The sequence below is a fragment of the Pantoea stewartii genome (assembly GCF_011044475.1).
Lineage (GTDB): Bacteria > Pseudomonadota > Gammaproteobacteria > Enterobacterales > Enterobacteriaceae > Pantoea > Pantoea stewartii.
On sequence record NZ_CP049115.1, the window covers coordinates 1,995,546 to 2,021,822 of the forward strand.

The window sequence follows — 26,277 nt, forward strand, 5'->3', positions numbered from 1 at the left end:
CCCAAATATGATTATTGCGACGCGGTTGCTTCCGCGTGCATCGCGATGAACAGGCTATAATTTATGATCTCTGTCACATTCTGTATTACACCATAGCTGACTGTCATCGGATACTCACACAGAGGCAACACTGTATTGCAGGAAAGGCAATAATTGACAGTAAGATGAACTATGCTTATTAAACATGAGGTTAAGGAGAAAGGGATAGCCCGCCACTTAAAACAAGCAGAAAGGTTGCCAGCGAAGTAGCCGTTTTTTAGCTAATACCGATTTTAGTTATCAATAAAGTATTAGCGTTGCCGATAAAGCTCTTATGAATCGCCAGATGAAATGCAGTCCAACTGACGCGGAGAGAGAATAATGCAACGGCTTACCCTCTTACTGGTACTGGGCTTAACGGGTTGCTCAGTCGGTCACTATGAGTACAGTAAAGAAGCTGAAAAGCGGGTTGATATGACCGTTACCGGCATTCCAACCATCATGGGGCTGGGCACGCTGGGTACGACCATTCCCCTGACCCCGGACTACAGCCTCACGGCGGCCCACGTGGCGAAATATTCGCTTTACCGGGTGAAAGCCTGGCATCCGGAGTGCGACCTGGCGGTGGTCTACCACAAGAACAGCGAAGCCAACCTTCCTCCTGCCTTCCGTAACAGCCACATTGGCGATAAGGTGAACCTTTACGGGTACAGCTTTATCTCGGCCATGCCGGTCAGCTCAACCGGTCAGAATCTGGTGAATACCACGCTGGCCAATGACTGGAACAAAGCTAACTGTGTGGTGGTGGCAGCGAATGCCGGCGTAGTTAAAGGGATGTCTGGTGGCGCGGTTTACAATGCTTCTGACGACACACTGGCTGGCGTGATTGTCGGCTACAGCCAGCGCATTAACGATAACCACAGCGGCAAGACGTTGTATAAAGACGTCGCCCTCTATGTTCCTTACTCTCGCTTTCAGCACTGGCTGGATGACGCCGTAAAATCTTAATTTTTGTCGGGCAAACCGGGATGCTTGCCCATCGTCTGTTCAGGCGGATTCAGCCACCTGTCCTCACGGGTTGCTTCGTAGTCCGGATTGAGCGGATAAGTAATACGGTTTTCGGGTTTGCTCACCTCGCCCACCACTAAAAAGCGCGCCTCATGGTCGCGGTTGTTGATAAAGGTATGGCAGATGCCGGTTCCGGCCGGAAAAGCAACGGCATCGCCCGGCGACAGCGGGTACAACTCACCGTTTATCCAGGCGTCAGGATGACCTTCAAGCACAAAGATAAACTCTTCTTCCGCGCTCTCCGCGTGCGGATAGGACATGCGGCGTCCGGGCAACAGCCTTTCATGGTGAATGCCGAGGCGGGTTAACCCCAGTAACCGCCCCAGTGGCGCGCCAATCGACATACGCTCATCGCTGTCAGAATAGTGTTCGTTATCGTCGCCTTCCAGCGTCTGCCAGTGGCGAATACAGTCGGGACGTTGTGTCATCGTGGTTGGCTCCCTGTTGAGATTTCAGTCTGGCAGAGGGAGCGGGATGACTCAAGCACGGCATCGCGAACAGCAGAAAGAAAAAAGGCCGGGATAACCCGGCCTTTTTACAGAACAACAAGACTTATTTAGCGCCAGGACGCAGCGCCGGGAACAGGATCACGTCACGGATGGTATGGCTGTTGGTAAACAGCATCACCATCCGGTCGATACCAATGCCTAAACCTGCCGTTGGCGGTAAGCCGTGTTCCAGTGCAGTAACGTAGTCTTCGTCATAGAACATGGCTTCATCATCGCCCGCGTCTTTGGCATTAACCTGCTGCAGGAAGCGATCAGCCTGATCCTGCGCATCGTTAAGCTCAGAGAAGCCGTTGCCGATTTCACGTCCGCCGATAAAGAACTCGAAACGGTCGGTGATTTCCGGGTTTTCATCGTTACGACGAGCGAGCGGAGAAACTTCCGCCGGGTATTCGGTAATGAAGGTAGGCTGAATCAGGTGCGCTTCTGCGGTTTCCTCAAAAATCTCGGTCACCACGCGGCCTAAGCCCCAGCTTTTCTCGACTTTGATGCCGATGGCCTGAGCGACTGCCACGGCTTTATCGAAATCGTCAAGATCGGCCAGATCGGTTTCCGGACGGTATTTTTTGATGGCTTCACGCATGGTGAGCTTTTCAAACGGCTTGCCGAAATCGAATTCCTGCTCACCATAAGGCACGACGGTGCTGCCCAGCACATCCTGCGCCAGCGTGCGGAACAGGCTTTCGGTCAGTTCGATCAGATCCTTATAATCCGCATACGCCATATAGAGTTCCATCATGGTGAACTCTGGATTATGACGTGGCGAAATCCCTTCGTTACGGAAGTTACGGTTGATCTCAAACACGCGGTCAAAACCGCCCACAACCAGACGTTTCAGATACAGCTCTGGCGCAATACGCAGGTACATATCGATATCCAGCGCATTATGATGCGTGATAAACGGACGCGCTGATGCGCCACCCGGGATCACCTGCATCATTGGCGTTTCCACTTCCATAAAGTCGCGAGCGACCATGAACTGGCGAATACCGGCCATAATCTGAGAGCGAATTTTGAAGGTGTTGCGTGATTCATCGTTGGCGATGAGATCAAGATAACGCTGACGATAACGTGTTTCCTGATCGGCCAGGCCGTGAAACTTATCAGGCAACGGACGCAGCGCTTTGGTCAGTAAACGCAGTTCTGAACAGTGAACAGACAGCTCGCCGGTTTTAGTTTTGAACAACTTACCGCGTGCGCCGAGGATATCGCCCAGATCCCACTTTTTGAACTGCTCGTTATAGATGCCTTCAGGCAGATCGTCACGTGCTACGTACAGCTGAATGCGGCCGCCAACGTCCTGCAGGGTGATGAAAGACGCTTTGCCCATAATACGGCGCGTCATCATACGGCCCGCCACGCTGACCTCAATGCCTAAGTCTTCCAGCTCTTCGTTACTCTTCTCGTCATAGCTGGCGTGCAGCCGATCGGAGGTGGTATCACGACGAAAATCGTTAGGAAACGCCACGCCGTTTTCACGCAGCACGCTCAGTTTCTCGCGACGCGTTTTCAGTTCGTTATTTAACTCAAGTGCGACGTCAGCGCTCTGCGGTTGTTGTTCAGACATGTCGGTTCCTTATAGCCCTGCTTTTAAACTTGCTTCAATGAAACGGTCCAGATCGCCATCCAGAACCGCCTGCGTATTACGCGTTTCCACGCCGGTACGCAGATCTTTAATTCGTGAGTCGTCCAGAACGTAAGAACGGATCTGGCTTCCCCAGCCGATATCCGACTTATTGTCTTCCAGCGCCTGCTTCTCGGCATTTTTTTTCTGCATCTCAAGCTCGTACAGCTTCGCCTTCATCTGCTTCATCGCCTGATCTTTGTTTTTGTGCTGAGAGCGGTCATTTTGACACTGCGTGACCGTACCGGTCGGAATATGGGTGATACGCACCGCAGATTCCGTCCGGTTAACGTGCTGACCACCGGCACCGGAGGCACGGTAAACGTCAATGCGCAGGTCTGCCGGGTTAATGTCGATATCGATATCGTCATCGACTTCCGGGTAGATAAACGCGGAGCTGAATGAGGTATGGCGGCGACCACCGGAGTCAAACGGACTCTTACGAACAAGGCGATGAACGCCTGTCTCGGTGCGTAACCAGCCAAACGCATAATCGCCCGACACGCGAATGGTTACCGATTTAATGCCCGCCACTTCGCCTTCGGACTCTTCAATAATCTCGGTTTTGAAGCCTTTCGCTTCGGCCCAACGCAGATACATACGCATCAGCATGCTGGCCCAGTCCTGCGCCTCGGTGCCGCCGGAGCCAGCCTGCAAGTCGATATAACAGTCTGCGCTGTCGTACTCACCTGAGAACATACGGCGGAATTCGAGTTCACCTAGTTTAACGTCCAGCGCGTCCAGTTCTTCGACCGCTTCGTTAAAGGTTTCTTCGTCATCGGCTTCCACAGCCAGATCAAGCAGGCCCTGTACGTCTTCCAGCCCCTGCGTCATCTGATCCAGCGTATTCACGATTGCTTCGAGAGAGGAGCGCTCTTTACCCAACGCCTGGGCGCGTTCAGGTTCGTTCCAGACGTCAGACTGTTCGAGTTCTGCGTTTACTTCTTCAAGGCGTTCTTTCTTGGCATCGTAGTCAAAGATACCCCCGAAGAACGTCGCTGCGCTCGGTGAGGTCTTGAATACGGTATTTGACCGGATTAATTTCAAACATGTGTTTAGCGTCTTTTTAACGTTTGATGGAATAAGAAATGTAACCTGCGAGTTTACCCGAAACCGGCGACAGTTTGTAGCGTTGAGAAAATGCGCAGGGTGTAAACGTTTGGGACAGGCTGTGCTGAAAGGGAGGGAGGCAACGTCAGAAAGGCCTGGCGGACGGACTCCCGTCCGTCCACCTTCATCCGTTAACTGAGCGGCCAGAGATGTTCAATAATCAACTGCACTGAGCGGTTACCGCGATATTCATTGATATCCAGCCGGTACGCCAGTTCAACCTCGCGAACGCTGCTGTCAGGCCACAGCGTGGTATCTACGTTAAACGCGATACCGTCGATCAATGGCCCGCCGCCCAGTGGCTCCACCATGACTTTCAGATGACGTTCCCCCACCAGCCGCTGTTGCAACAGCCGGAATTTGCCGTCAAACGCAGGCTCCGGAAAGGCCTGTCCCCAGGGACCGGCATCGCGCAGCATTTCGGCGGTCTCCAGAGAAAACTCAGCGGGTTGTAACGCGCCATCAGACCACATCACCCCTTGCAGCGCTTCGCCAGCCAGCCAGTCGCCGACCAGTTCAGCGAACCGCTGACGAAACTCCTCGTAGCGCGCCTCCTCCAGCGACAGCCCGGCCGCCATGGCGTGACCACCAAACTTCTGCATCAGCCCGGGGTGGAGCGTATCAAGCCGTTCCAGGGCATCCCGCAGGTGCAGGCCCGCAATCGAACGTCCCGAGCCTTTCAGCATGCCGTCGCCCGCAGGCGCAAAGGCGATGACCGGACGGTGAAAACGCTCTTTGAGCCGGGAAGCCAGAATACCTACCACGCCCTGATGCCATTCGGGATGATAAAAGGCCAGCCCCAGCGGCAAATCGGTTTGCTCACGCTCCAGCGTCTGACAGAGCGCCAGCGCCTCGCTTTGCATACCCTGTTCAATCTCTTTGCGCATCTGATTGAGCGCATCCAGCTCGCTGGCTAGCATACGCGACTGGCTGAGATCGTCCGTCAGTAACAGCGCGACGCCGACTGACATATCGTCGAGCCTTCCGGCCGCATTCAGCCGCGGTCCCAGCGCAAACCCCAGGTCGCTGGCGGCCAGCTGGCGCGCATCGCGATTGGCGATTTCCAGTAGCGCCTTGATGCCCGGTCGGCATTTACCGGCACGAATGCGGCTCAGGCCCTGCCAGACCAAAATACGGTTATTTGCATCCAGCGGCACGACATCCGCAACCGTGCCCAGCGCCACCAGATCGAGCAGGTCAGCCAGGTTAGGTTCTGCCCGCGTGACGCCAAACCAGCCCTGGGTTCGCAGATGGGCACGCAGCGCCATCATCAGGTAAAAGGCCACACCAACGCCTGCCAGCGCACGCGACGGGAAAGTGCAATCAGGCAGGTTTGGGTTAACGATAGCGTCCGCGTCAGGCAGCGTTTCGCCGGGTAAATGGTGGTCGGTCACCAGCACCGCAATCCCGTGCGCATGCGCGACGGCGACGCCAGCATGAGAGGAAATACCGTTATCGACAGTGAGGATCATCTCCGCGCCGCGCGCTTTCGCCTGTTCGACAACCTCAGGACTGAGGCCGTATCCATCCTCAAACCGGTTAGGTACCAGATACTGAACATTGCTGCATCCCATGCTGCGCAGAGCCAGTACGGTAAGCGCGGTACTGGTGGCACCGTCAGCATCAAAATCGCCGACGACCATAATACAGCGTCCATCCAGCAGCGCTTCATGCAGCAAGGCGACGGCCTTATCAATACCGCTCAGCGCACTAAACGGCAGCAGGTTTTTCGCGCCTCTTTCAAGCTGAGCGGCATCACTGACGCCGCGTTGCAAATAAAGCCGACGCAGAAGCGGCGGCAAATCAGCAGGGAGCCCGGGCAAATCCGGTACCGCCTCACGACGACGTAATTCGACTTCGTGCTTTACCACGCCTTAACCACCACGCTTTTGATTATCCAGTACCTGTTTGAGTTCCTGAGGGCTTTGGTAGCCCGGGATCATCATTCCGCTATCGGTCAGAATGGCGGGCGTGCCCTGAATGCCGAACAGAATGCCGAGTTTATACTGCTGACCAATGTCAGTTTTGCATGACGCAGGCGCCTCCATCTTCGGCGCATCACCTTTCATCGCGTCATCGAAGGCTTTGTTACGATCGGCGCTGCACCAGACCGCTTTCATGGCGCTGGCGACATTACCGTTCATCCCTTCGCGTGGGAAAGCAAGATAACGAACCGTGATGCCCAGCGCATTGTAATCGGCCATCTGCTCGTGCAGCTTGTGACAATAGCCACAGGTAATGTCCGTGAACACCGTGACCACATGCTGCTCTTTTGGCGCTTTATAGATGATCATCTCCGGAACCAGCGCGTCGACCTTTTTATCCAGCAGCGTATTGGTCACGTTCACCGGTTGCGTGCCGCTGACATCATAAAGGGGACCCTGGATCATGTGCTTACCATCATCGGTCACATACAGGACGCCGCTTTCGCTGAGCACGGTTTTGAAGCCTGGCAGCGGAGACGGCTGAATCTCGGTCTGGTGTAAACCCAGCTTTTTCAGGGAAAGCTGAATAGCGCTGTCATCAGCGTGGGTTAAACCGGAAAAGGCGCTGACCAGCAGCGCCAGCGTGGCAACATGTTTGTTCATTGTTTTCCTTATATCCGTCGGTCATGCACGCGGATGATGCTGTTGATGTAACAGTCGCAGACGTTCCGTGGCGACGTGAGTATAAATCTGGGTCGTGGAGAGATCGCTGTGTCCCAGTAACATCTGTACGACACGCAAGTCTGCTCCGTGGTTCAGCAAATGTGTGGCAAAGGCGTGGCGCAGCACATGGGGCGACAGCTTTTCGCTGTCAATGCCTGCCAGCGTGGCGTAGTGCTTGATTCGGTGCCAGAACGTCTGCCGCGTCATTTGCTGCGCGCGGCTACTGGGGAAGAACACATCCAGCGTTTGCCCGTTGAGCAACCACGGACGACCATGTTCCATATAATATTCCAGCCAGTAAACCGCCTCTTCACCTAATGGCACCAGGCGCTCTTTATTGCCCTTACCGATCACCCGCACCACGCCCTGACGCAGGCTGACGTCGTTCAGGGTTAATCCCACCAGCTCCGAAACACGCAGCCCGGTGGCATACAATAATTCCAGCATGGCTTTATCGCGCAGTTCCAGCGGCACGTTGACATCCGGAGCCTGCAGTAAACGCTCGACCTGTGCCTCGCTCAGATCTTTGGGCAGCCGCTGGGGCAGCTTTGGCGCGGCCAGTTGGGCGCTGGGATCGTCCACACGAATCTTTTCACGGTACAGGTACTGAAACAGGCGGCGCATAGCGCTGAGCAGACGCGCTGAGCTGGTGGCCTTATAGCCGCCTTCCAGTCGCTCTGCGAGAAACTGTTGCAGATCCTGCGGGCTTAATGACACCAGCGTCAGGCCGTGATGCGCCAGCCAGCCGGTGAGCGTTTGCAGATCCTGTCGATAGGAGGACAAGGTATTTTGCGCCAGATTGCGCTCAATCCACAGCGCGTCAAGAAACTGTTCTGTCAGTTCGCTGTCTTGCACGTTTTCCCCGCCGTTCAGTCTGAAATCGTGCTCATTATGCCTGATTCACCCCTGCTTCTGATACAATTACGCCAAAGTCTGGATTAACAGAGCACTATCTGCATGAAAATAGGTCTTTTTTACGGTTCCAGTACCTGCTACACCGAAATCGTAGCGGAGAAGATTCGGGATTTTATTGGCGACGAGTTAGTGACGTTGCACAACGTGAAAGATGACGATCCGCGTCTGATGGAAGAGTACGACCTGCTGATTTTGGGCATTCCGACCTGGGACTTCGGCGAGCTACAGGAAGACTGGGAGGCCATCTGGCCGCAGTTGCCCACCCTCAATCTGCATAACAAGATAGTGGCGCTTTACGGCATGGGCGACCAGATTGGCTATGGTGAATGGTTTCTCGACGCGCTGGGTATGCTGCACGACCTGCTGCAACCCATGGGCGTGCAGTTTGTCGGCTACTGGCCGCTGGATGGCTATGAATTTACCAGCCCCAAACCGCTTAGCGCGGATGGCAAACAGTTTGTCGGGCTGGCGCTGGATGACGTCAATCAGTTTGACGTGACGGATGAGCGCGTTGAGCAGTGGTGCGAGCAGATTCTGACGGAAACGGCCGAACGCCTGTAGGCTGTCGGTGTTAACGCGCGCGTTGTCTGTCGCGAAAACAGCAGGCGCGTAAGGCGCGCCATTCAGCAGGCTGCATATTATCCTGCATGAGCCAAAACCGCGTTATCCTGCCTTGAGGGTTCTTCATGACCAGCAACACCGCGCCAGGTAACCAGTAAAGCGGTTGCTGCGTTTGCCAGTGTTCATCCTGCCAGTGCCAGTCACGGGCACTGTCGCGTCGTAGCGCTCCACAGCGCAGACACAAGCGCCTGTCCTGCCGCCATCCTTCCCACACGATGAGGGCGAACAGCACCGGCTTTATCACCCACTCTGCCGCAGACAAGGGCATCAGCCCGACGCCGGCTAGCGTTACCACCAGCGTCAGGGCAAGGATTGTGCGCGCCTGCAACGAGGGATGAAGGTTACATTGCCACCGGGCCGCGTTCACGATTACGCTGCTGAATAAGCTTCACCATGCGTTTCAGCTCGGGATCGGCTGGCTCGCCGTGGTTCATCATCCAGTTGAAAAGGTCCGGATCGTCACTTTTCAGCAGGGCAATGAAAACCTGCTTGTCGGTATCGTTTAACGTGTCATATTCGTACTTGAAGAACGGCATAATAGCGACATCCAGTTCCAGCATGCCACGACGGCAGGCCCATTGAACGCGCGATTTATCATGAATATCCATGCATCAGTTTTCCTGTTTCACATCGTGGCGACTAGTGTAACCTGGATTAACAGCGGCTGCAGGCTCCAGACTTCGTCATGTGCACAACGCCGCAGGATGACGCTTTTTATGGCGTTCATCACGCGTTTTGTGCGCCCTGTTCAGTAAACAGGTTGCAATGCCAGTCTGCTCTTTTACCATTGAAGATATTGTTCCGGATGAACCTTCATACTCAGGATTTATCAATGCCAACATTTACGCTTCCCCCACGTCAACCTGCGGCCTCATCGCGTCTGCCGCTCACGTTAATGTCTCTGGATACCTGGGCTCTGGTGTCTGTAGTGGGCCCTGACAGTACGTCCTATTTGCAGGGTCAGTTGACGCTGGATGTCGCCGCGCTGGATGCCGCCCATCATCTGCCCGCCGCCCACTGCGATGCGAAAGGCAAAATGTGGAGCAATCTGCGTCTGTTTCACCGCGGCGAAGGTTATGCCTATTTAGTGCGCCGGGCACTGCGTGATACTCAGTTGCCGGAGCTAAAAAAATACGCCGTATTCTCTAAAGTGACGCTGGCCGCCGATGACGATGTGGTGTTACTGGGCGTTGCCGGTTTCCAGGCTCGCGCGGCGCTGGCCGACCGGTTTGAAGCCCTTCCTGACAGTACCACTCCCGTGGTGCACCAGGGCGAAACCACCCTGCTGTGGTTTGCCCAGCCCGCAGAGCGCTTTTTACTGGTCACCTCGCTTGCTGAGGCAGAAGCACTGAAACAGAAGCTGGCCGAGGATGCTCAGTTAACAGACAGCACACAGTGGCTGGCCCTGGACATTGAAGCCGGTATTCCGGTGATTGAACCTGCGACCAGCGCGCAGTTTATTCCCCAGGCGACTAATTTGCAGGCACTGGACGCGATCAGCTTCAAAAAAGGCTGCTACACCGGGCAGGAGATGGTGGCCCGCGCGAAATACCGTGGCGCCAATAAGCGCGCCCTGTACTGGCTGTCAGGCCAGGCCAGCCATCTGCCTGCCGCAAACGACTCGCTGGAATTGCAGATGGGTGAACGCTGGCGTCGCACAGGTACCGTTCTCGCCGCCGTGCAGCTTGATGATGGCGTGACCTGGGTGCAGGTCGTGATGAATAACGATCTGGAGCCAGACAGCGTATTGCGCGTCGAAGGGGATGAAGGAGGCAAACTCACTATTCAGCCTTTGCCTTATTCGCTGGACGAAAACTGAGTGTCGGGGCGGGAACATCTCCCGCCCTGTTTCTACATGACGTAGAAATAAATGGCGCAGAAATGACAGATGCAGCCGCCTAACACAAAACCGTGCCAGATGGCGTGATTAAACGGCACGCGGCGCGCCACATAAAAGATCACCCCCAGGGAATAGATGATGCCTCCCAGCGCCAACAGCCAGATTCCCCCCGGCGACAGTTTCATCGCCAGTTGATAGACCACCACCAGCGACAGCCATCCCATACAAAGATACGTGACCAGTGACAGCACCTTATAGCGTTCGGCGATCGTCAGTTTAAACAGGATGCCCAGCAGCGCCAGTCCCCAGATGACCGCCATTAATGCGTGAGCCAGCGGTGACTGCAGCCCTGTCATCAAAAACGGCGTATAAGTGCCCGCAATCAACAGATAGATGGCGCAGTGATCCACTTTTTTCAGCACGCGTTTGGCGCGTGGATGACTGACAGCGTGATAAAGCGTGGACGCCAGAAACAGCACGATCATGCTGCCGCCATACAGGCTTGAGCTGACAATGGTGGTGACATCCGCATGGATCGCTGTTGCTTTAACCAGTAGCAGCACTAACCCAACGATTCCAAAGAGGCAACCCAGCCCGTGACTGATACTGTTGGCAATTTCCTCTGCCAGTGGATAGCCCTGCGTGGAAAAATGTTTATGCGTCATAACCTTCCTGCCTGAAAAGTGAGAGCCATTGCAGATTAATCACCAGACAAATTAATCAGAAAAAGTTTCAGTGTACAAGTGTAAGCTTAAATTAATTAATGCGGTCAACGCCGGTTCAAATTCTGTTAAAATGCTGACTGGTCAACTATCTGGTGATTTTTTCATGTTCGCGCATCACGATCTTGCCACGCTCAACGATCTGGAATTGCAGGTTTATCAGTACATCATCAGACATCGTGAAAGTGTCAGTTACATGACCATTCGTGAACTGGCGGAGCAGGCCGCCGTGTCAACTACCACCGTGCTGCGTTTCTGTCGCAAAATGCACTGTGAAGGCTGGTCTGAGTTTCGTATCCGTCTGCGGCTGGCCCAGGAACACACGGCCCCAGCTTTACCGGTCTCTGGCCCGGCCGATATGCTGAGTTTTTTTAAAAGCATCAATAATGCTGAATTTGAGCAGGTCATCACCCAGGCAGCCGCGATGATCAGGCAGGCTGAGCGGGTTTTTTTTATTGGTGTGGGCACATCAGGAAGCCTGGGAAAATACGGTGCACGTTTTTTTTCGAATGTGGGGAAATTCAGTCATGCTATTGATGATCCTTATTATCCCGTCAGTCCGAGCCTGTATGAAAATGCCCTGGCGATCATCCTTTCTGTCTCGGGCGAAACAGAAGAAGTGCTGCGTATCGCCAGCCAGTTTAGCCTGAATAAATGCAAAATTATTGCGGTCACCAACAGTGAAAACTGTTCGCTGGCAAAAATGAGCGACTTTACGGTTTCCTATCACGTCCCGGTTATCCGCCTGGCGGATAACTGCGATATTACCACTCAGGTACCGGCGATTTATATTATCGAATCGCTTGGCCGACGGTTAAGCCAGTAAAACACAGCGTTTTTTAGCTGTGACAAATCCCTTTTTTCGCACGGTGTTATACCGTGACTTTATAAAGTGCTTTGCTACACTCAGCCCAATTTTATCTGTATTGGAGAGTGGGTAATGAGCTTACCAGACACATTTTTGTGGGGCGGTGCCGTCGCGGCTCACCAGGTTGAAGGCGGGTGGGATCAGGGTGGAAAAGGTATTAGCATCGCTGACGTGCTGACAGGGGGTGCACACGGCGTGGATCGTGTCATTACCGATGGCGTTCAGCCCGGAAAATTTTACCCTAATCATCAGGCCGTCGAGTTTTACTCACACTACAAGCAGGATATTGCGTTATTTGCGGAGATGGGATTTAAATGCTTCCGTACCTCGATTGCGTGGACGCGTATATTCCCTAATGGCGATGAGCAGCAACCTAACGAAGCCGGCCTGCAGTTTTATGATGACCTGTTTGATGAATTACTGAAATATGGCATCGAACCAGTAATCACTCTTTCCCATTTTGAAATGCCCTACCACCTGGTAAAAGAGTATGGCGGCTGGCATAACCGTAAAGTCGTCGATTTCTTTGTGCGTTTCAGTGAAGTCGTGCTGGAACGATACAAAAATAAAGTTAAATACTGGATGACCTTTAACGAAATTAATAACCAACGTAACTGGCAATATCCGCTGTTTGGCTACTGCTGTTCCGGCGTTATTTTCACCGACCATGAAAAACCTGAACAGGCGATGTATCAGGTCATGCACCATCAGTTCGTTGCCAGTGCCCGGGTGGTGAAGCGCGGACACGAGATCAACCCGGACTTCAAAATTGGCTGCATGATCGCCATGGTGCCGGTTTATCCGTTCTCCTGCCATCCGGACGATGTCATGCTGGCTAAAGAAGCGATGCATCAACGCTATGTCTTTAGCGATGTACAAATGCGCGGTTACTACCCTGCCTACGCGCTGAAAGAGTGGGAACGCAAAGGCTACCACATTGAGATGCAACCAGAGGATGCAGATACCCTGCGTCAGGGCTGTGCCGATTACATCGGTTTCAGCTATTACATGAGTAATGCCGTGCAGCACAGCGCCAGCGGTGTTGACGACCCCATTACCAGTTTTGACGGGGTGGTCAAAAACCCGCATGTCAGCGCCTCAGACTGGGGCTGGCAGATCGATCCCGTTGGCCTGCGTTATGTGCTGAACGATCTGTACGAACGCTACCAGAAGCCGCTGTTTATCGTGGAAAACGGCTTTGGCGCGATCGACAAACCGAATGCGCAGGGCGTGATCGAAGATGATTACCGCATTGCGTATCTGGCGGCGCATATCGCAGAGATGAAAAAAGCCGTCATTCATGATGGTGTGGATCTCATGGGATATACGCCGTGGGGCTGCATCGATTGTGTATCCTTTACGACCGGCCAGTACGACAAGCGCTACGGTTTCATTCACGTTAACAAAAACGACGATGGCAGCGGTGATTTCTCACGCGCGAAAAAGAAAAGCTTTGCCTGGTATCAGCAGGTTATCGCCAGTAACGGTGAAAAGCTGTAAGTCGGCTGCCGCAGCGTCACGCTGCGGCATGAATTTACCGCCCGCCGGCGGCATCAATGATGCTGCCGGTGATGTAAGAGGCCGCATCGCTGGCCAGCCAGATCACCACTTCTGCAATTTCTTCGGCATGTCCACCACGTCCCATCGGAACGCCGCTCGCCAGTCGGTCGACCCGGCCGGGCTCCCCGCCATCGGCATGCATCCCGGTGTAGATCAGACCGGGCCGCACACCATTGACACGAATCCCCTGTTGCGCGACCTCCAGTGACAGACCTTTCGTCAGCGTATCCATCGCGCCCTTCGATGCGGCATAGTCGACATATTCACCGGGAGAACCCGTACGGGCTGCCGCGGAGGAAACGTTCACGATACTGCCGCCCAGTCCTCCCAGGTGCGTTCCCATGCGCCGGACGGCTTCACGACAGCAGAGGAAGGTGCCCGTGACATTTGTGGCAAAAACCTGTTGAATGCGCGCCGCGTCCAGTTGCTCAAGACGGCATTGCTGAAACAGGATACCGGCGTTATTTACCAGCAGCGAGAGCGGCAGGTTCTCCTGATCCAGCCGTTGAAACAGCGCCATGACCTGCGCCTCGTCACTGATATCGGCCTGTACGCTAAAGGCTTCTCCGCCGTTACGCACAATCTCATCCACCACCCGCTGCGCTTCACTTTCGCGCGCGCGATAATTCACGGCCACACGGTAGCCCCGTGTCGCCAGTAAAACGGCGGTCGCACGGCCAATGCCGCGACTACCGCCAGTAACAAGCGCGAGTTTCATCTGAGCCTCCATAAAAAAGGGCCGAAAACCGGCCCTCAAAACAGTTGTGTTAACCCGACTCAGGCATAGTCGCTCATCGGTACACATGAGCAGAACAGGTTGCGGTCACCAAAAACATCATCCAGGCGCTTCACTGTTGGCCAGTATTTATTGTGGCTGCCTGCCGGGAAAACGGCCAGCTCGCGGCTGTAAGGATGCGACCATTCGCCAGTCACTTCCATTTGTGTGTGAGGCGCGTTAACCAGCGGATTATCATCCATTGGCCACTCGCCCTTTTCCACCCGCCCAATTTCCATACGAATCGCCAGCATGGCATCAATAAAGCGGTCCAGCTCCAGTTTGCCTTCCGATTCGGTAGGTTCCACCATCAGCGTGCCCGCGACCGGGAATGACATGGTTGGCGCATGGAAACCGTAGTCGATGAGGCGTTTTGCAATATCCAGTTCACTGATCCCGGTCTGCTCTTTCAGCGGACGAATATCCAGAATACATTCGTGCGCCACACGACCATCCCGCCCGGTATACAGAATCGGATAAGCTGATTTCAGACGGCTGGCGATGTAGTTGGCATTGAGAATCGCCACCGAACTGGCCTGCTTGAGCCCTTCCGCGCCCATCATGCGGATGTACATCCAGCTGATTGGTAAAATGGAAGCACTGCCAAACGGTGCAGCAGAGACAGCGCCCTGCTGTGTCAGCACACCATCAATCTGCACCACGCTGTGACCGGGTACAAACGGTGCCAGATGCGCTTTCACGCCAATAGGTCCCATGCCCGGGCCGCCGCCGCCGTGCGGAATACAGAAAGTTTTGTGCAGGTTAAGGTGCGAAACGTCAGCGCCAATATAACCCGGCGTCGTAATACCCACCTGGGCATTCATGTTCGCACCGTCCAGGTACACCTGGCCGCCGTACTGATGCACGATCTGGCACACTTCACGAATAGTCTCTTCATACACGCCGTGCGTGGATGGGTAGGTCACCATGATGCATGACAGTTTATCGCCCGCCTGTGCGGCTTTTTCGCGCAGGTCGCCCAGATCGATATTACCCTGTTTGTCACAGGCCACGACCACCACATCCATGCCCGCCATCTGGGCTGAGGCCGGGTTGGTCCCGTGTGCTGAGCTGGGAATCAGGCAAAGGTGACGTTCACCTTCACCACGACTTTCATGGTAACGACGAATCGCTAACAGCCCCGCGTATTCCCCCTGTGCACCGGAGTTCGGCTGCATGCAGAGCGCATCGTAACCGGTAAGCTGAACCAGCCACTGGGAAAGCTGGCCAATCATTTGCAGGTAGCCGCCCGCCTGTTCTGCCGGGCAGAACGGATGCATTTCGGCAAATTCAGGCCAGGTGATGGGAATCATCTCTGCGGCAGCGTTAAGCTTCATCGTGCATGAACCCAGCGGAATCATCGCCTGGTTGAGAGCCAGATCTTTTTTCTCCAGGCTGTGCATATAGCGCATCATCTCGGTCTCACTGTGATGGCGATTGAACACAGGGTGAGAGAGGATGTCGCTGACGCGCTGCTGGCTTGCAGGGATTGACTGGCTGTCTGCCGCAACCTGGCTATCAAGTTGATCGATATCCAGACCATGATCATCGCCCAGCAGGATGGCGAACAATGTCGCAACGTCTTCACGACATGTGGTTTCATCCAGCGTGATACCGACAGCGTTATGAATATCACTACGCAGGTTAACGCCGAAACTCAGCGCACGGTTTAACACGGCGGCTTTATCGGTCACGTCCACTGTCAACGTGTCGAACCAGTGGTGATGACGCAGCTTCAGCCCGCCACGTTGCAGTCCGGCAGCCAGGATATCGGTGAAGCGGTGAATACGTGAAGCGATACGTTTCAGCCCAACAGGTCCGTGGAACACGGCATACAGTCCCGCGATATTGGCCAGCAGCACCTGAGAGGTACAGATATTGGAGTTGGCTTTTTCCCGACGGATATGTTGCTCGCGAGTTTGCATCGCCATACGCAACGCGGTGTTGCCAGCGGCGTCGCGTGAGACACCGATAATACGGCCAGGCATAGAACGCTTGTGTTCATCACGGCTGGCAAAGAAGGCCGCATGAGGACCGCCATAGCCCATTGGTACACCAAAGCGCTGAGCGGAACCGAACACAATATCCACGCCCTGCTTGCCCGGCGATTCAAGTAACACCAGGGCCATAAAATCCGAGGCCACGCTGACGACCACCTTACGGGTTTTCAGCTCGGCAATCAGGCTGGTGTAATCGTGGACCTCGCCCGTGGTGCCCACCTGCTGAAGCAGGACACCAAACAGATTATCGTGCTCCAGGGCTTTCTCCGCGCTGTCGATAATCAGTTCAAAACCAAAGGTTTCGGCGCGGGTCCGTACCACATCCAGCGTTTGCGGATGGATATCATCAGCGATAAAGAACCGGTTGGCATTTTTCAGTTTGCTGATGCGTTTTGCCATCGCCATCGCTTCGGCCGCCGCGGTGGCTTCATCCAGCAGTGAAGCGGACGCGATATCCATGCCGGTCAGATCAATGGTGACCTGCTGGAAGTTTAGCAGCGCCTCCAGGCGTCCTTGAGAAACTTCGGGCTGATACGGCGTGTAAGCCGTGTACCAGCCCGGATTTTCCAGCATGTTCCGCAGGATAACGGGCGGCGTTATCACCGCACTGTATCCCATGCCGATCCAGGATTTGTAGCGCAGGTTTTGCGCGGCAATCGCTTTTAACTCTGCCAGCGCCTGCTGTTCAGTTGCCGCATCGCCAACGGCGGGCGGACCGGGCAACTGAATGTCGGCGGGAACAATAGAACCAATCAACGACGCCAGAGAGCTGGCACCAATCGCCTCCAGCATAACGGTCTGTTGTTCTGGCGACGGACCAATATGGCGCTCAATAAACGCACCGTTGTGTTCAAGCTGGCTGAGAGTCTGAGTCATGAGCTGTAAATCCTGAATCGGGCTGGGGAACAGAGAGTGCTGGTCAGATATCGGCGGCCTCATCTGGAGGCCGCGCAACGATTACTCGTCAATAGATGCTTTGTAGGCATCCGCGTCCAGCAGTGAGTCTAGTTCTGACTCATCGCTGGCTTTGATCTGGAATAACCAGCCGTCCTGATAAGGCTCGCTGTTAACCAGCTCTGGGGAATCATTCAGCGCGTCGTTCACGGCGATAATTTCGCCACTGACAGGAGAATAGATATCGGAAGCCGCTTTTACGGATTCGGCGACGGCGCACTCTTCGCCGGCAGCGAACGTCGCCCCTACTTCTGGCAGGTCCACAAAGACCATATCGCCCAGTAATTCCTGCGCGTGTTCGGTGATGCCGACGGTGTAAGATCCATCCGCATTTTTGCGCAGCCATTCATGACTGTCGCGGTATTTCAACTCAGCTGGCACATTGCTCATCGCCCTTTCTCCTGTAATTATGTTTTACTGCGCAACCGGCTTGCCGGCGCGAACGAAAACGGGTTTAGTCACTTTTACGGGCATTTCACGGTTGCGGATTTCAACGATAGCGTCTTCGCCAATGCCCGCAGGCACGCGGGCCAGCGCAATGCTGTAACCCAACGTTGGTGAGAAAGATCCGCTGGTAATAATGCCCTGCTGCATCTGCCCCTGACTATCCGTAAAACGCACGGGCAGGCCGTTACGCAGTACGCCTTTTTCTGTCAGGATCAGGCCAACCAGTTTTTCAGTGCCTTTTTCGCGCTGACTTTCCAGTGCTTCGCGCCCGATAAAATTGCGGTCCGCCGGTTCCCAGCACAGGGTCCAGCCCATGTTGGCGGCCAGCGGTGAGACGCTTTCATCCATTTCCTGACCGTAAAGATTCATGCCCGCTTCCAGACGCAATGTATCGCGTGCGCCCAGCCCGGCGGGTTTGACGCCCGCGGCGAGCAGGCGCTGCCAGAATGTAACGGCCTGCGCCGCAGGTAGCGCGATCTCGTAACCCGCTTCGCCGGTATAACCGGTGGTGGCGATAAACAGCTCCCCGGCCTGGATACCAAAGAACGGCTTCATACCTTGTACAGCCTGACGCTGTGCATCACGGAAGAGCGTTTGTGCTTTTTGCTGGGCCTGTGGGCCCTGCACGGCGATCATCGCCAGATCGTCACGCTCCCGGACTTCCACGCCATAACCCTGTGCATGCTCATTGATCCATGCCAGATCCTTTTCACGCGTCGCAGAGTTCACGACCAGGCGGAAAAACGTCTCATCCATGAAATACACGATCAGATCGTCAATCACGCCGCCCGACGCATTCAGCATGCCGGTGTAAAGCGCTTTGCCGGGTTGCGTCAGCCTCGCGACATCGTTTGCCAGCAGAAAACGCAAAAACTCACGCGTACGTGCACCGTGCAGATCGACGATGGTCATGTGCGAAACATCAAACATGCCTGCGTCGTTGCGAACAGCATGATGTTCATCCAGTTGGGAGCCATAGTGCAGCGGCATCATCCAGCCATGGAAATCCACCATACGCGCACCGTTTTCCTGATGCTGGTCAAACAGAGGTGTGTGCTGAGTCATAACTATCCTGTGCTGAAACAAGTAAGTTTGAAACCACGCCGCCGGGAGCCGACGCAAACGTTCTCTTTGCAATGACGTTACCACTGAACGGGTCGATTAACCATAAGCAAAGCGAGGTCGAACGCAGGCGCACAGCCTAATCGCGCAAAAGAAAAAGCAGGACAAAAGACTGTAATTTTGTGATTTGACACACAACAAATACGACCTATTCATTTTTTTACAGCCATTTTATTCGTACCGACACGCAAGATGTTAAAAAAATAGCGAAGCAAAAATGGCGTCGAATAAAAATAAGTAATGCGAAACATCACGCAAAATTAGAATAAATCAAATGAGGCGCTGCAACGGTGCAGGACTGCATTTTTACGGTGCAGTCCTTTTTTAAAATAAAAAAGCCAGCAATTACGCTGGCTTTAAGAAAGGGATTCGCGTCAGCGAAGCCAGGCGGGAATGTCGTTCAGGCCCATCGCCTGCCGCAACATGACAGGTTTCACGCCCGGTAAATTATCGGCCAATTTTAGCCCGACATCGCGAAGCAGCTTTTTAGCCGGATTATTGCCCGCAAACAGCTCACGAAATCCCTGCATGCCCGCGAGCATCATGGCGGCACTGTGTTTACGGCTGCGTTCATAGCGGCGCAGATAGAGGTGCTGCCCGATATCTTTGCCCTGCTGATGCAGGCGGCGAACTTCACCAATCAACTCTGCGGCATCCATAAAACCGAGATTGACACCCTGCCCGGCCAGCGGATGAATGGTATGCGCAGCATCGCCCACCAGCGCCAGGCGATGTGCAGCAAAGCTGCGCGCATAGCGTGCCGTGAGGGGGAATGCCTTCCGTTCGCCTTCCAGTTCGCACAGGCCAAGGCGCATATCAAACGCCACCGACAACTGTTGATTAAAGAGCGCCTCAGGCATCGTTTCCAGCCGGGTGGCTTCCTGGGGCGACAGCGACCAGACGATGGAGCACAGATGCGGATCCTGCATCGGCAGAAACGCCAGAATGCCATCCCCATGGAATACCTGACGCGCGACGCCATCATGTGGCATGGAGGTACGGATGTTCGCCACCAGGGCATGGTGTTCATAATCCCAGAAAGTCAGCGGAATATCGGCTTTGTTGCGCAGCCAAGAATTGGCACCGTCTGCGGCAACCATCAGCCGTGCGCTCATCATGCCGCCATCCTGTAGCGTAATGAAGGCTTCGTTATCGCCAAATGCCACCTGCTGAAGATGTGACGACGGCAGCAACGTCACGTCACTGCACTGCCTGGCTCGCTGCCATAAGGCGCAGTGAATCACCGGGTTTTCGATAATGTGCCCGAGATGGGTTAAGCCCTGCTGCTCACCGTCAAATGAGATAGCACCGAAGCTGTCACGATCCCAGACTTCCATGGCCTGATAAGGGCTGGCTCTGAGCGACAGGATCGTCGACCAGACATCCAGTTTTTGTAAAAGACGTTCACTGGCCGCATTGATAGCCGATACGCGGACAGACGGAGAAGCGGTGGCATCAAATTGCGGCTCGGGCGCTTGTTCGAGTACGGCGATACGCAAGCCACTGCCCTGCAGACCGCAGGCCACGGCCAGTCCTACCATACCGCCACCGGCGATCACCACATCATAAGTTTGCATCAGTGCCTCTCAGTTAACGCTTAACCCAGCCAAGCGTGCGCTCGGCCAGAAGATTTCTCAGCAACGGCAGATGATCCATTGCCAGCAGGCCAAGGTTGCGCCCGACGACCAGCGGTGCATGGCGGTTGGCAAACAGGCGCACCAGACCGTCGGTGAGACCGATGGTCGTGGCCCGATCCTGTTGGCGACGCTGGCGGTAATGCTGCATGACAGCATAGCTGCCAGGGTCCTGTTGCTGCCGGTGCGCGGTGGCCAGGGTTTCGGCTAAGGACATGACATCCCTCAGGCCCAGGTTAAATCCCTGCCCGGCAATAGGGTGCAGCGTCTGGGCTGCGTTGCCCACGGTGGCAACACGATGTGAAACGACCGGTTCGGCCTGTTGCAATGCCAGCGGATAGATATCGCGTTTACCGGTGTGGGTAAATTTCCCCAGTCGCCAGCCGAACGCGTGCTGAAGTTCGCTGAGAAACGTCTCGTCGTCCCAGCGCTCAAGCTGCGGGCGCTTATCCAATGAATGACACCACACCAGCGACAGACGGTTGTCAGACATCGGCAGCAGGGCGAGCGGGCCGAACGCAGTAAACCGTTCAAAGGCCCGCCCCTGGTGCGGTATCTCGCTGGTGACATTCGCAATGAGTGCCAGTTGCTGATAAGTTTCGGTTTGCCACTGAATACCGCAGGCTGCCGCGACAGCCGAACGCGTGCCATCAGCCGCCACCAGCACATCAGCGTCCAGCTGTTCATCATTATCCAGCGTGACCTTCACGTGCGCCTGAGTACGGTTCACATTGGTGACCCGTGCCGGACAGCGCAGGGTGACGCCGGGAGCCTGTTTAAGCTGCGCGAATAAACGCTGGCCTACGTCGAACAATTCGACGACCTGGCCCAGCGCGGGAATCGCATAGTCGCTGGCCGTCAGTGAGACAAAACCCGCATGACCCCGATCGGAAACATGGATCGTCGTGATCGGCGTTGCGCAGGGGGCAATGCGCTGCCAGAGATTAATATTGGCCAGTTGCTGACAGGTGCCGGCAGACAGCGCAATGGCACGGCCGTCATAACCTGGATGCGCGCGGCTGGCAGGTTCGCTGCTTTCGATCAGCGTGACGGGCAGCGCGCCCTGTGTCAGGTGCGAAATAGCCAGCGCCAGCGTGGCACCGGTCATTCCGCCACCCGCGATGAGGACGGTCATCCTGCGCGTGCCGCCGCCATCAGCGCCTCAATAGCATCCGGATCTTTCACCACGCTGTCAGTGAGATTCTCGTTACCTGTTTCAGTGATCACAATGTCATCCTCAATGCGAATGCCGATACCGCGGTATTCCACCGGCACGTCGGCATCGGGGGCAATGTATAAGCCTGGTTCAATAGTAATGACCATGCCCGGTTCCAGAATGCGATCCCGGCTTGGCGTGCCGTAGTGCCCCACATCATGGACATCCAGCCCCAGCCAGTGGCTCAGGCCATGCATAAAGAATTTGCGATGCGCGTCTTCAGCAATTAACGCGTCAACCTCGCCCTGCAACACGCCCAGTTCAACCAGACCGGTCACCATGATGTGCACCACCTCATCATTCACCTCGCGAATACTGACGCCAGGTCGGAAACGGGATAATGCCGTCTCTAACGATTTCAGCACGATGTTGTAGACAGCACGTTGAGCAGGTGAGAATTTACCGTTTACCGGGAAGGTGCGGGTAATATCGCCTGCGTACCCCTGCCATTCACATCCCGCATCAATCAGCACAAGGTCGCCATCCCGCAGCTCACATTCATTCTCGGTATAGTGCAGAATACATCCATTTTCACCGGAACCGACGATGGTGTTGTAGGAGGGAAAACGCGCACCGTGGCGGTTAAACTCATGATGAATTTCGCCTTCCAGATGGTATTCGTACAGGCCGGGGCGACAGGCCTGCATAGCGCGCGTATGGGCCAGCGCACTGATCTCACCTGCACGGCGCAGAATGGCGATTTCTTCCGGACTTTTGAACAGGCGCATCTCATGTACCCAGGGACGCCAGTCTGTCAGGCTGGCAGGGGCGCTCAGGTTCTGGCGGAAACCGCGACGTAGTTTATCCAGTGCACTGAACACCAGCTTATCAGCCTCAGGATATAACCCTTGCGCGTGATAAACCTCATCCAGACCGTTCAACAAAAGATGAAGCTGCTCACCGATATCGTTCCAGGGCAGTGCGCGATCCACACCCAGTTTTGCCGGTGCCGCCTCCTGGCCCAGACGGCGACCAAACCAGATTTCTGCGGTCAGGTCGCGGACACGATTAAACAGCACACTGTGGTTGTGGTTCTCATCACTTTTGATCAGCACCAGTAAGGCTTCAGGCTCATTAAAACCTGTGAAGTACCAGAAATCACTGTTTTGACGAAACGGATATTCGCTGTCGTTACTGCGCGTTACTTCAGGCGCCGCAAAAATTAACGCTGCGCTGCCCGGAACCATTTTCGCTAACAGCGCCTGACGACGCTGCTGGAAGGTCTCCAGTGAAATCATGTCTGCACTCCCTGTTGAACTGAGATATCTGGCTTAGTGTAACGTTGGCTTCTGTACTTCAGGTGCGGTTGGCTGCGGGCGCGTGAACGTATCATGACAAAGTAGCGCCGCGACGCGGACGTACTCGATCACCTCCTCCAGCGACTGCTCCAGCTCTTCCTGATCTTCGTCTTCGTCATAGCCAAGCTGCGCGATAGTACGCAGATCATCAATGGCCTCGCCGGTTTCGCCGGTGACCTTATCCAGTTTAGGCTGAGTTACGCCCAGGCCGAGTAAAAAATGGTTTACCCAGCCAGCCAGGGCGTCCGCCCGATCAAACACGGTGATGTCATCATCGTCGGGCAGCATCAGTTGAAAGAGAAAGCCATCTTCTTCAAGCGCCGTCGTAATATTTGCATGCAAATCCTGCAGCGGCTGGGCCAGCGTGTGCGAAAAAGCCATGCCTTCATTCGCGAGATCGTGGACCAGCGTTTTCCAACTGGTATCCTGATTACCGCCACACAGAATACCGCTGAGTAATCCGTGCATTTCGGCAGGTGTCATTCCGACGCCGTGCTGTGAGAGCGCCGCCGCCAGCGCATTGTAATCAGGGGTTGCGTTCTGTGAAGACATCATTTTTCATCGTCGTTGGCTGTAAGAGTTCGTGGTATGCTACCACTAGCTGCCTCAAGGTTTCCAGAAAAGGGGTTGTATCTTATTTCTCAGGTCTATATAGTTGCCCGCCTCCCAGGCCATTGAAGGCTAAGGGAATGGCGAGCCAGGTAATCAGTCAGGAAGGTGGCATGTCTGCACAACCGGTAGATTTACAAATTTTTGGTCGTTCTTTGAGAGTAAATTGTCCGCCTGAACAGCAAGATGCGCTGAACGCGGCGGCGGAAGATCTCAATCAACGGTTGCAAGATTTAAAAGTTCGCACTAGAGTCACCAATACAGAGCAACTGGTGTTCATTGCCGCGTTAAACATTTGCCATGAACTGGCACAAGAAAAAAACAAGACGCGCGACTATGCTGCTAATATGGAACAACGAATCCGTATGTTACAGCAGACGATAGAGCAGGCATTAGTTGAGCAAGGTCGCATAACTGATCGTCAGGATGCGAAGTTCGAATAATACTTCATGGTCACTGTGCTACACTGACGGTGAAGTCAATTTTCTCTGAGATGTTTGCAAGTGGGCCAGTCCCCTGAGCCGATATTTCATACCAACAGAATGTGACGCTCCGCAACCTGTGAGCATGCTCGGTCCGTCCGAGAAGCCTGATGGTTGCGACGGCATGTTCACCTTGAACCAAGGGTTCAAGGGTTACAGCCTACGGCGGCATCTCGGAGATCTCCTTTCTGGTTGTACTGCATTATCCCCCACCAGACATGATATAGTGCGTCGCTCAGGCGACTTCTTCTGGGGGACACCATGTCAGAACCCTCTTTACTTCAGCGACAGGACATTCGTCAGCATGTTCGTCATTTACGTCGCGCCTTAACCCCGGAACAGCAACATACTGCCGCCGAACAGCTTGCGGAACACGCGATTAACTTTGCGCCTGTCTCCGACGCCCAAAACGTCGCGCTGTTCTTATCCGTCGATGGGGAAATTAATACGCGTCCGCTTATCGCAAAATTATGGCAGCAGAACAAACGCGTTTATCTTCCTGTGCTTCATCCCTTCTCTGCCGGTCATCTGCTTTTTCTGCGCTATACGCCAGAAACGCCGTTGAGCCCGAACAAGCTACGTATTCCTGAACCGCCACTCGATATCCGGCATATGGTTACGCTGGACGAACTGGATGTGATGATGGTGCCGCTGGTGGCCTTTGATCGCAGTGGTCAGCGTCTGGGCATGGGGGGCGGTTTTTACGACCGCACGTTACAAAACTGGAAACAGCACGCTTTTTTACCGGTTGGCATCGCGCACGACTGCCAGTTGGTCGATTCGCTGCCTGTGGCGGCCTGGGATATTCCTTTGCCCGCCGTGCTGACGCCGTCAACGTTGTGGTTGTGGGAAGAATAAACCCAGGCACTGTTGTGCGCCTGGGTTGATTATTTTGATAAATCAGTAGAGGAGACGGGCGCGGATAGTGCCAGGGATAGCCTTCATCAGCTGCAGCGCTTTCTCTGCCAGTTCGTGCTCGGCATCGATATCAATCACCACATACCCCATCATGGGTGAGGTTTGCAGGTACTGCGCGGCGATATTGATGCCCTGTTCGGCAAAAATCTGGTTAATTGCGGTCAGCACACCCGGACGGTTTTCATGAATGTGCAGCAGACGGCTTGCGCTGACGCCGTGCATCGGCAAGGACACTTCAGGGAAGTTCACTGCAGACAGCGTTGAACCGTTATCGGAATATTTCGCCAGTTTGCCTGCCACTTCGATACCAATGTTTTCCTGCGCTTCTTCGGTGGAACCCCCGATGTGTGGCGTCAGAATGACATTATCGAACTCACTCAGTGGCGAGACAAACGGATCGCTGTTTGTGGCTGGCTCAACCGGGAACACGTCAATGGCCGCGCCCCCGACCTGCTTGCTGGCCAGCGCGTCACACAGTGCCGGAATATCCACGACGGTGCCGCGTGAGGCGTTGATTAACAGCGCGCCAGGTTTCATCTGCGCCAGCTCGTCAGCAGAGATCATATTTTGTGTCGAGGCGGTTTCAGGCACATGCAGACTGACGACATCGCTCATATTCAGCAACTGCGTCAGGCTTCGCACCTGCGAGGCATTACCCAGCGGCAGTTTATTTTCAATATCATAAAAATACACGTGCATGCCCAGGCCCTCGGCCAGCACGCCTAACTGCATACCAATGTGACCATAGCCGATAATGCCCAGCTTCTTACCGCGCGCTTCGAATGAGCCTTTAGCAATCTTATTCCAGACACCGCGATGGGCTTTGGCGTTCGCTTCTGGCACGCCACGCAGCATCAGCAGCATTTCGCCAATCACCAGTTCGGCGACCGAGCGCGTGTTAGAAAACGGGGCGTTAAAAACGGGAATACCGCGCTTTGCCGCCGCATTTAAATCAACCTGGTTGGTACCGATACAGAAACAGCCCACAGCGACCAGTTTTTCTGCTGCGGCAAAAATCTCTTCAGTCAGTTGGGAACGGGAACGGATACCGATAAAGTGCGCGTCACGGATGGAAGCCTTTAATGACTCGCTATCCAGTGCGCCTTTGTGGAATTCAATATTGGTGTAACCTGCAGCACGAAGATTGTCCAGCGCGCTCTGGTGGACACCTTCCACCAGCAGGAACTTAATCTTGTCTTTTTCCAGTGAAACCTTTGCCATTTCCCAACCCTATTCAGAATTCAACGAGGACTGAACGCAGTCAGCCAGCAGTCAAAATATCAAAAAAAACGCCAGCAGCAATACAAACGATTGCCTGACCGGCTGGCTGGCTGGATTCAGAAGCCAAACTTTGCCGGACA

General features: G+C 54.6%; 25 protein-coding genes and 1 other RNA gene. 8 read left to right on the plus strand and 18 right to left on the minus strand.

The features are described from left to right. The first annotated feature begins 360 nt into the window (after nucleotides 1–360). Nucleotides 361–987 (plus strand): hypothetical protein, encoded by a 627-nt coding sequence (locus G5574_RS09415; protein WP_006120808.1) that lies wholly within the window; start codon nucleotides 361–363, stop codon nucleotides 985–987. Here G5574_RS09415 and G5574_RS09420 read toward each other — a convergent pair. The 6 genes from G5574_RS09420 to xerD form a co-directional block, all read right to left on the minus strand. Further along, the gene (locus G5574_RS09420; protein ID WP_039338424.1) at nucleotides 984–1,475 is read right to left on the minus strand and encodes a cupin domain-containing protein; all 492 of its coding nucleotides are present in this window, start codon (nucleotides 1,473–1,475) and stop codon (nucleotides 984–986) included. The two genes, G5574_RS09415 and G5574_RS09420, sit on opposite strands and share 4 nt — an antisense overlap. A gap of 124 nt (nucleotides 1,476–1,599) precedes the next feature. Next, entirely contained in the window at nucleotides 1,600–3,120 is a 1,521-nt protein-coding gene (lysS, locus tag G5574_RS09425; RefSeq protein ID WP_033739607.1) for a lysine--tRNA ligase, read from the minus strand. Between the two features lie 9 nt (nucleotides 3,121–3,129). Next, a protein-coding gene (prfB, locus tag G5574_RS09430; RefSeq protein ID WP_100208631.1) for a peptide chain release factor 2 occupies nucleotides 3,130–4,228 on the minus strand; the annotation gives its coding sequence in 2 pieces (ribosomal slippage) (nucleotides 3,130–4,152 and nucleotides 4,154–4,228; 1,098 coding nt in all). A 190-nt stretch (nucleotides 4,229–4,418) separates the two neighbouring features. After that, nucleotides 4,419–6,158, minus strand: coding sequence for a single-stranded-DNA-specific exonuclease RecJ (gene recJ, locus G5574_RS09435; protein WP_039338426.1), 1,740 nt, complete (start codon nucleotides 6,156–6,158; stop codon nucleotides 4,419–4,421). Nucleotides 6,159–6,161: 3 nt separating this feature from the next. Further along, nucleotides 6,162–6,875: a bifunctional protein-disulfide isomerase/oxidoreductase DsbC gene (dsbC, locus tag G5574_RS09440; RefSeq protein WP_039338429.1), complete on the minus strand. Its 714-nt coding sequence runs from the start codon at nucleotides 6,873–6,875 to the stop codon at nucleotides 6,162–6,164. Nucleotides 6,876–6,896: 21 nt separating this feature from the next. Next, nucleotides 6,897–7,790 (minus strand): site-specific tyrosine recombinase XerD, encoded by an 894-nt coding sequence (gene xerD / locus G5574_RS09445; protein ID WP_033739613.1) that lies wholly within the window; start codon nucleotides 7,788–7,790, stop codon nucleotides 6,897–6,899. Nucleotides 7,791–7,892: 102 nt separating this feature from the next. Here xerD and fldB point away from each other — a divergent pair, with 102 nt between their 5' ends. Next, complete coding sequence (gene fldB, locus G5574_RS09450) at nucleotides 7,893–8,411, plus strand: flavodoxin FldB (protein ID WP_006120814.1); 519 nt, start codon at nucleotides 7,893–7,895, stop codon at nucleotides 8,409–8,411. A 10-nt stretch (nucleotides 8,412–8,421) separates the two neighbouring features. Here the strand turns inward: fldB and G5574_RS09455 are convergent, their stop codons facing one another. Further along, nucleotides 8,422–8,838: a protein YgfX gene (locus G5574_RS09455; protein WP_033739615.1), complete on the minus strand. Its 417-nt coding sequence runs from the start codon at nucleotides 8,836–8,838 to the stop codon at nucleotides 8,422–8,424. Beyond that, nucleotides 8,813–9,079 (minus strand): FAD assembly factor SdhE, encoded by a 267-nt coding sequence (sdhE, locus tag G5574_RS09460; protein WP_006120816.1) that lies wholly within the window; start codon nucleotides 9,077–9,079, stop codon nucleotides 8,813–8,815. Before sdhE ends, G5574_RS09455 begins: the two co-directional genes overlap by 26 nt. A gap of 224 nt (nucleotides 9,080–9,303) precedes the next feature. Between sdhE and ygfZ the strand changes: the two genes are divergently transcribed. Beyond that, nucleotides 9,304–10,290 (plus strand): tRNA-modifying protein YgfZ, encoded by a 987-nt coding sequence (gene ygfZ / locus G5574_RS09465; RefSeq protein ID WP_162285990.1) that lies wholly within the window; start codon nucleotides 9,304–9,306, stop codon nucleotides 10,288–10,290. A 32-nt stretch (nucleotides 10,291–10,322) separates the two neighbouring features. Here the strand turns inward: ygfZ and trhA are convergent, their stop codons facing one another. Continuing rightward, entirely contained in the window at nucleotides 10,323–10,976 is a 654-nt protein-coding gene (gene trhA / locus G5574_RS09470) for a PAQR family membrane homeostasis protein TrhA (protein WP_033739618.1), read from the minus strand. A gap of 163 nt (nucleotides 10,977–11,139) precedes the next feature. On the opposite strand from trhA, the gene G5574_RS09475 reads away from it, so the two are divergent. Both G5574_RS09475 and G5574_RS09480 read left to right on the plus strand, forming a co-directional pair. After that, nucleotides 11,140–11,859, plus strand: coding sequence for a MurR/RpiR family transcriptional regulator (locus tag G5574_RS09475; protein ID WP_033739684.1), 720 nt, complete (start codon nucleotides 11,140–11,142; stop codon nucleotides 11,857–11,859). A gap of 114 nt (nucleotides 11,860–11,973) precedes the next feature. After that, nucleotides 11,974–13,401, plus strand: a complete 1,428-nt coding sequence (locus tag G5574_RS09480; RefSeq protein ID WP_164482538.1) for a 6-phospho-beta-glucosidase — start codon at nucleotides 11,974–11,976, stop codon at nucleotides 13,399–13,401. A 34-nt stretch (nucleotides 13,402–13,435) separates the two neighbouring features. Here the strand turns inward: G5574_RS09480 and G5574_RS09485 are convergent, their stop codons facing one another. The 8 genes from G5574_RS09485 to G5574_RS09520 form a co-directional block, all read right to left on the minus strand. After that, nucleotides 13,436–14,179, minus strand: coding sequence for an SDR family oxidoreductase (locus G5574_RS09485; RefSeq protein ID WP_164482539.1), 744 nt, complete (start codon nucleotides 14,177–14,179; stop codon nucleotides 13,436–13,438). A 59-nt stretch (nucleotides 14,180–14,238) separates the two neighbouring features. Further along, nucleotides 14,239–17,112 (minus strand): aminomethyl-transferring glycine dehydrogenase, encoded by a 2,874-nt coding sequence (gcvP, locus tag G5574_RS09490; RefSeq protein WP_164482540.1) that lies wholly within the window; start codon nucleotides 17,110–17,112, stop codon nucleotides 14,239–14,241. 81 nt (nucleotides 17,113–17,193) lie between these two features. Continuing rightward, nucleotides 17,194–17,580, minus strand: coding sequence for a glycine cleavage system protein GcvH (gcvH, locus tag G5574_RS09495; RefSeq protein WP_033739626.1), 387 nt, complete (start codon nucleotides 17,578–17,580; stop codon nucleotides 17,194–17,196). Nucleotides 17,581–17,604: 24 nt separating this feature from the next. Continuing rightward, complete coding sequence (gene gcvT / locus G5574_RS09500; protein WP_164482541.1) at nucleotides 17,605–18,702, minus strand: glycine cleavage system aminomethyltransferase GcvT; 1,098 nt, start codon at nucleotides 18,700–18,702, stop codon at nucleotides 17,605–17,607. A gap of 431 nt (nucleotides 18,703–19,133) precedes the next feature. Next, nucleotides 19,134–20,336 carry an FAD-dependent 2-octaprenylphenol hydroxylase gene (gene ubiI / locus G5574_RS09505; RefSeq protein WP_006120825.1) on the minus strand — a complete coding sequence of 401 codons (1,203 nt, stop codon included), beginning with the start codon at nucleotides 20,334–20,336 and terminating at the stop codon, nucleotides 19,134–19,136. 13 nt (nucleotides 20,337–20,349) lie between these two features. Beyond that, the gene (gene ubiH / locus G5574_RS09510; protein ID WP_054633206.1) at nucleotides 20,350–21,528 is read right to left on the minus strand and encodes a 2-octaprenyl-6-methoxyphenyl hydroxylase; all 1,179 of its coding nucleotides are present in this window, start codon (nucleotides 21,526–21,528) and stop codon (nucleotides 20,350–20,352) included. Further along, nucleotides 21,525–22,847, minus strand: a complete 1,323-nt coding sequence (gene pepP, locus G5574_RS09515; RefSeq protein WP_080752861.1) for a Xaa-Pro aminopeptidase — start codon at nucleotides 22,845–22,847, stop codon at nucleotides 21,525–21,527. Before pepP ends, ubiH begins: the two co-directional genes overlap by 4 nt. A 33-nt stretch (nucleotides 22,848–22,880) precedes the next feature. Beyond that, nucleotides 22,881–23,459: a YecA/YgfB family protein gene (locus tag G5574_RS09520; RefSeq protein ID WP_006120828.1), complete on the minus strand. Its 579-nt coding sequence runs from the start codon at nucleotides 23,457–23,459 to the stop codon at nucleotides 22,881–22,883. Nucleotides 23,460–23,629: 170 nt separating this feature from the next. Between G5574_RS09520 and zapA the strand changes: the two genes are divergently transcribed. The 3 genes from zapA to G5574_RS09535 all read left to right on the plus strand — a co-directional run bounded on the left by zapA (nucleotide 23,630) and on the right by G5574_RS09535 (nucleotide 24,856). Beyond that, nucleotides 23,630–23,959, plus strand: coding sequence for a cell division protein ZapA (gene zapA, locus G5574_RS09525; protein ID WP_006120829.1), 330 nt, complete (start codon nucleotides 23,630–23,632; stop codon nucleotides 23,957–23,959). 39 nt (nucleotides 23,960–23,998) lie between these two features. Beyond that, nucleotides 23,999–24,182, plus strand: a non-coding RNA gene (ssrS, locus tag G5574_RS09530) — 6S RNA. Nucleotides 24,183–24,259: 77 nt separating this feature from the next. After that, nucleotides 24,260–24,856 (plus strand): 5-formyltetrahydrofolate cyclo-ligase, encoded by a 597-nt coding sequence (locus G5574_RS09535; protein WP_033739632.1) that lies wholly within the window; start codon nucleotides 24,260–24,262, stop codon nucleotides 24,854–24,856. A gap of 42 nt (nucleotides 24,857–24,898) precedes the next feature. On the opposite strand, the gene serA is transcribed toward G5574_RS09535, so the two are convergent. Next, nucleotides 24,899–26,137 carry a phosphoglycerate dehydrogenase gene (serA, locus tag G5574_RS09540; protein WP_006120831.1) on the minus strand — a complete coding sequence of 413 codons (1,239 nt, stop codon included), beginning with the start codon at nucleotides 26,135–26,137 and terminating at the stop codon, nucleotides 24,899–24,901. Nucleotides 26,138–26,277 lie beyond the last annotated feature (140 nt).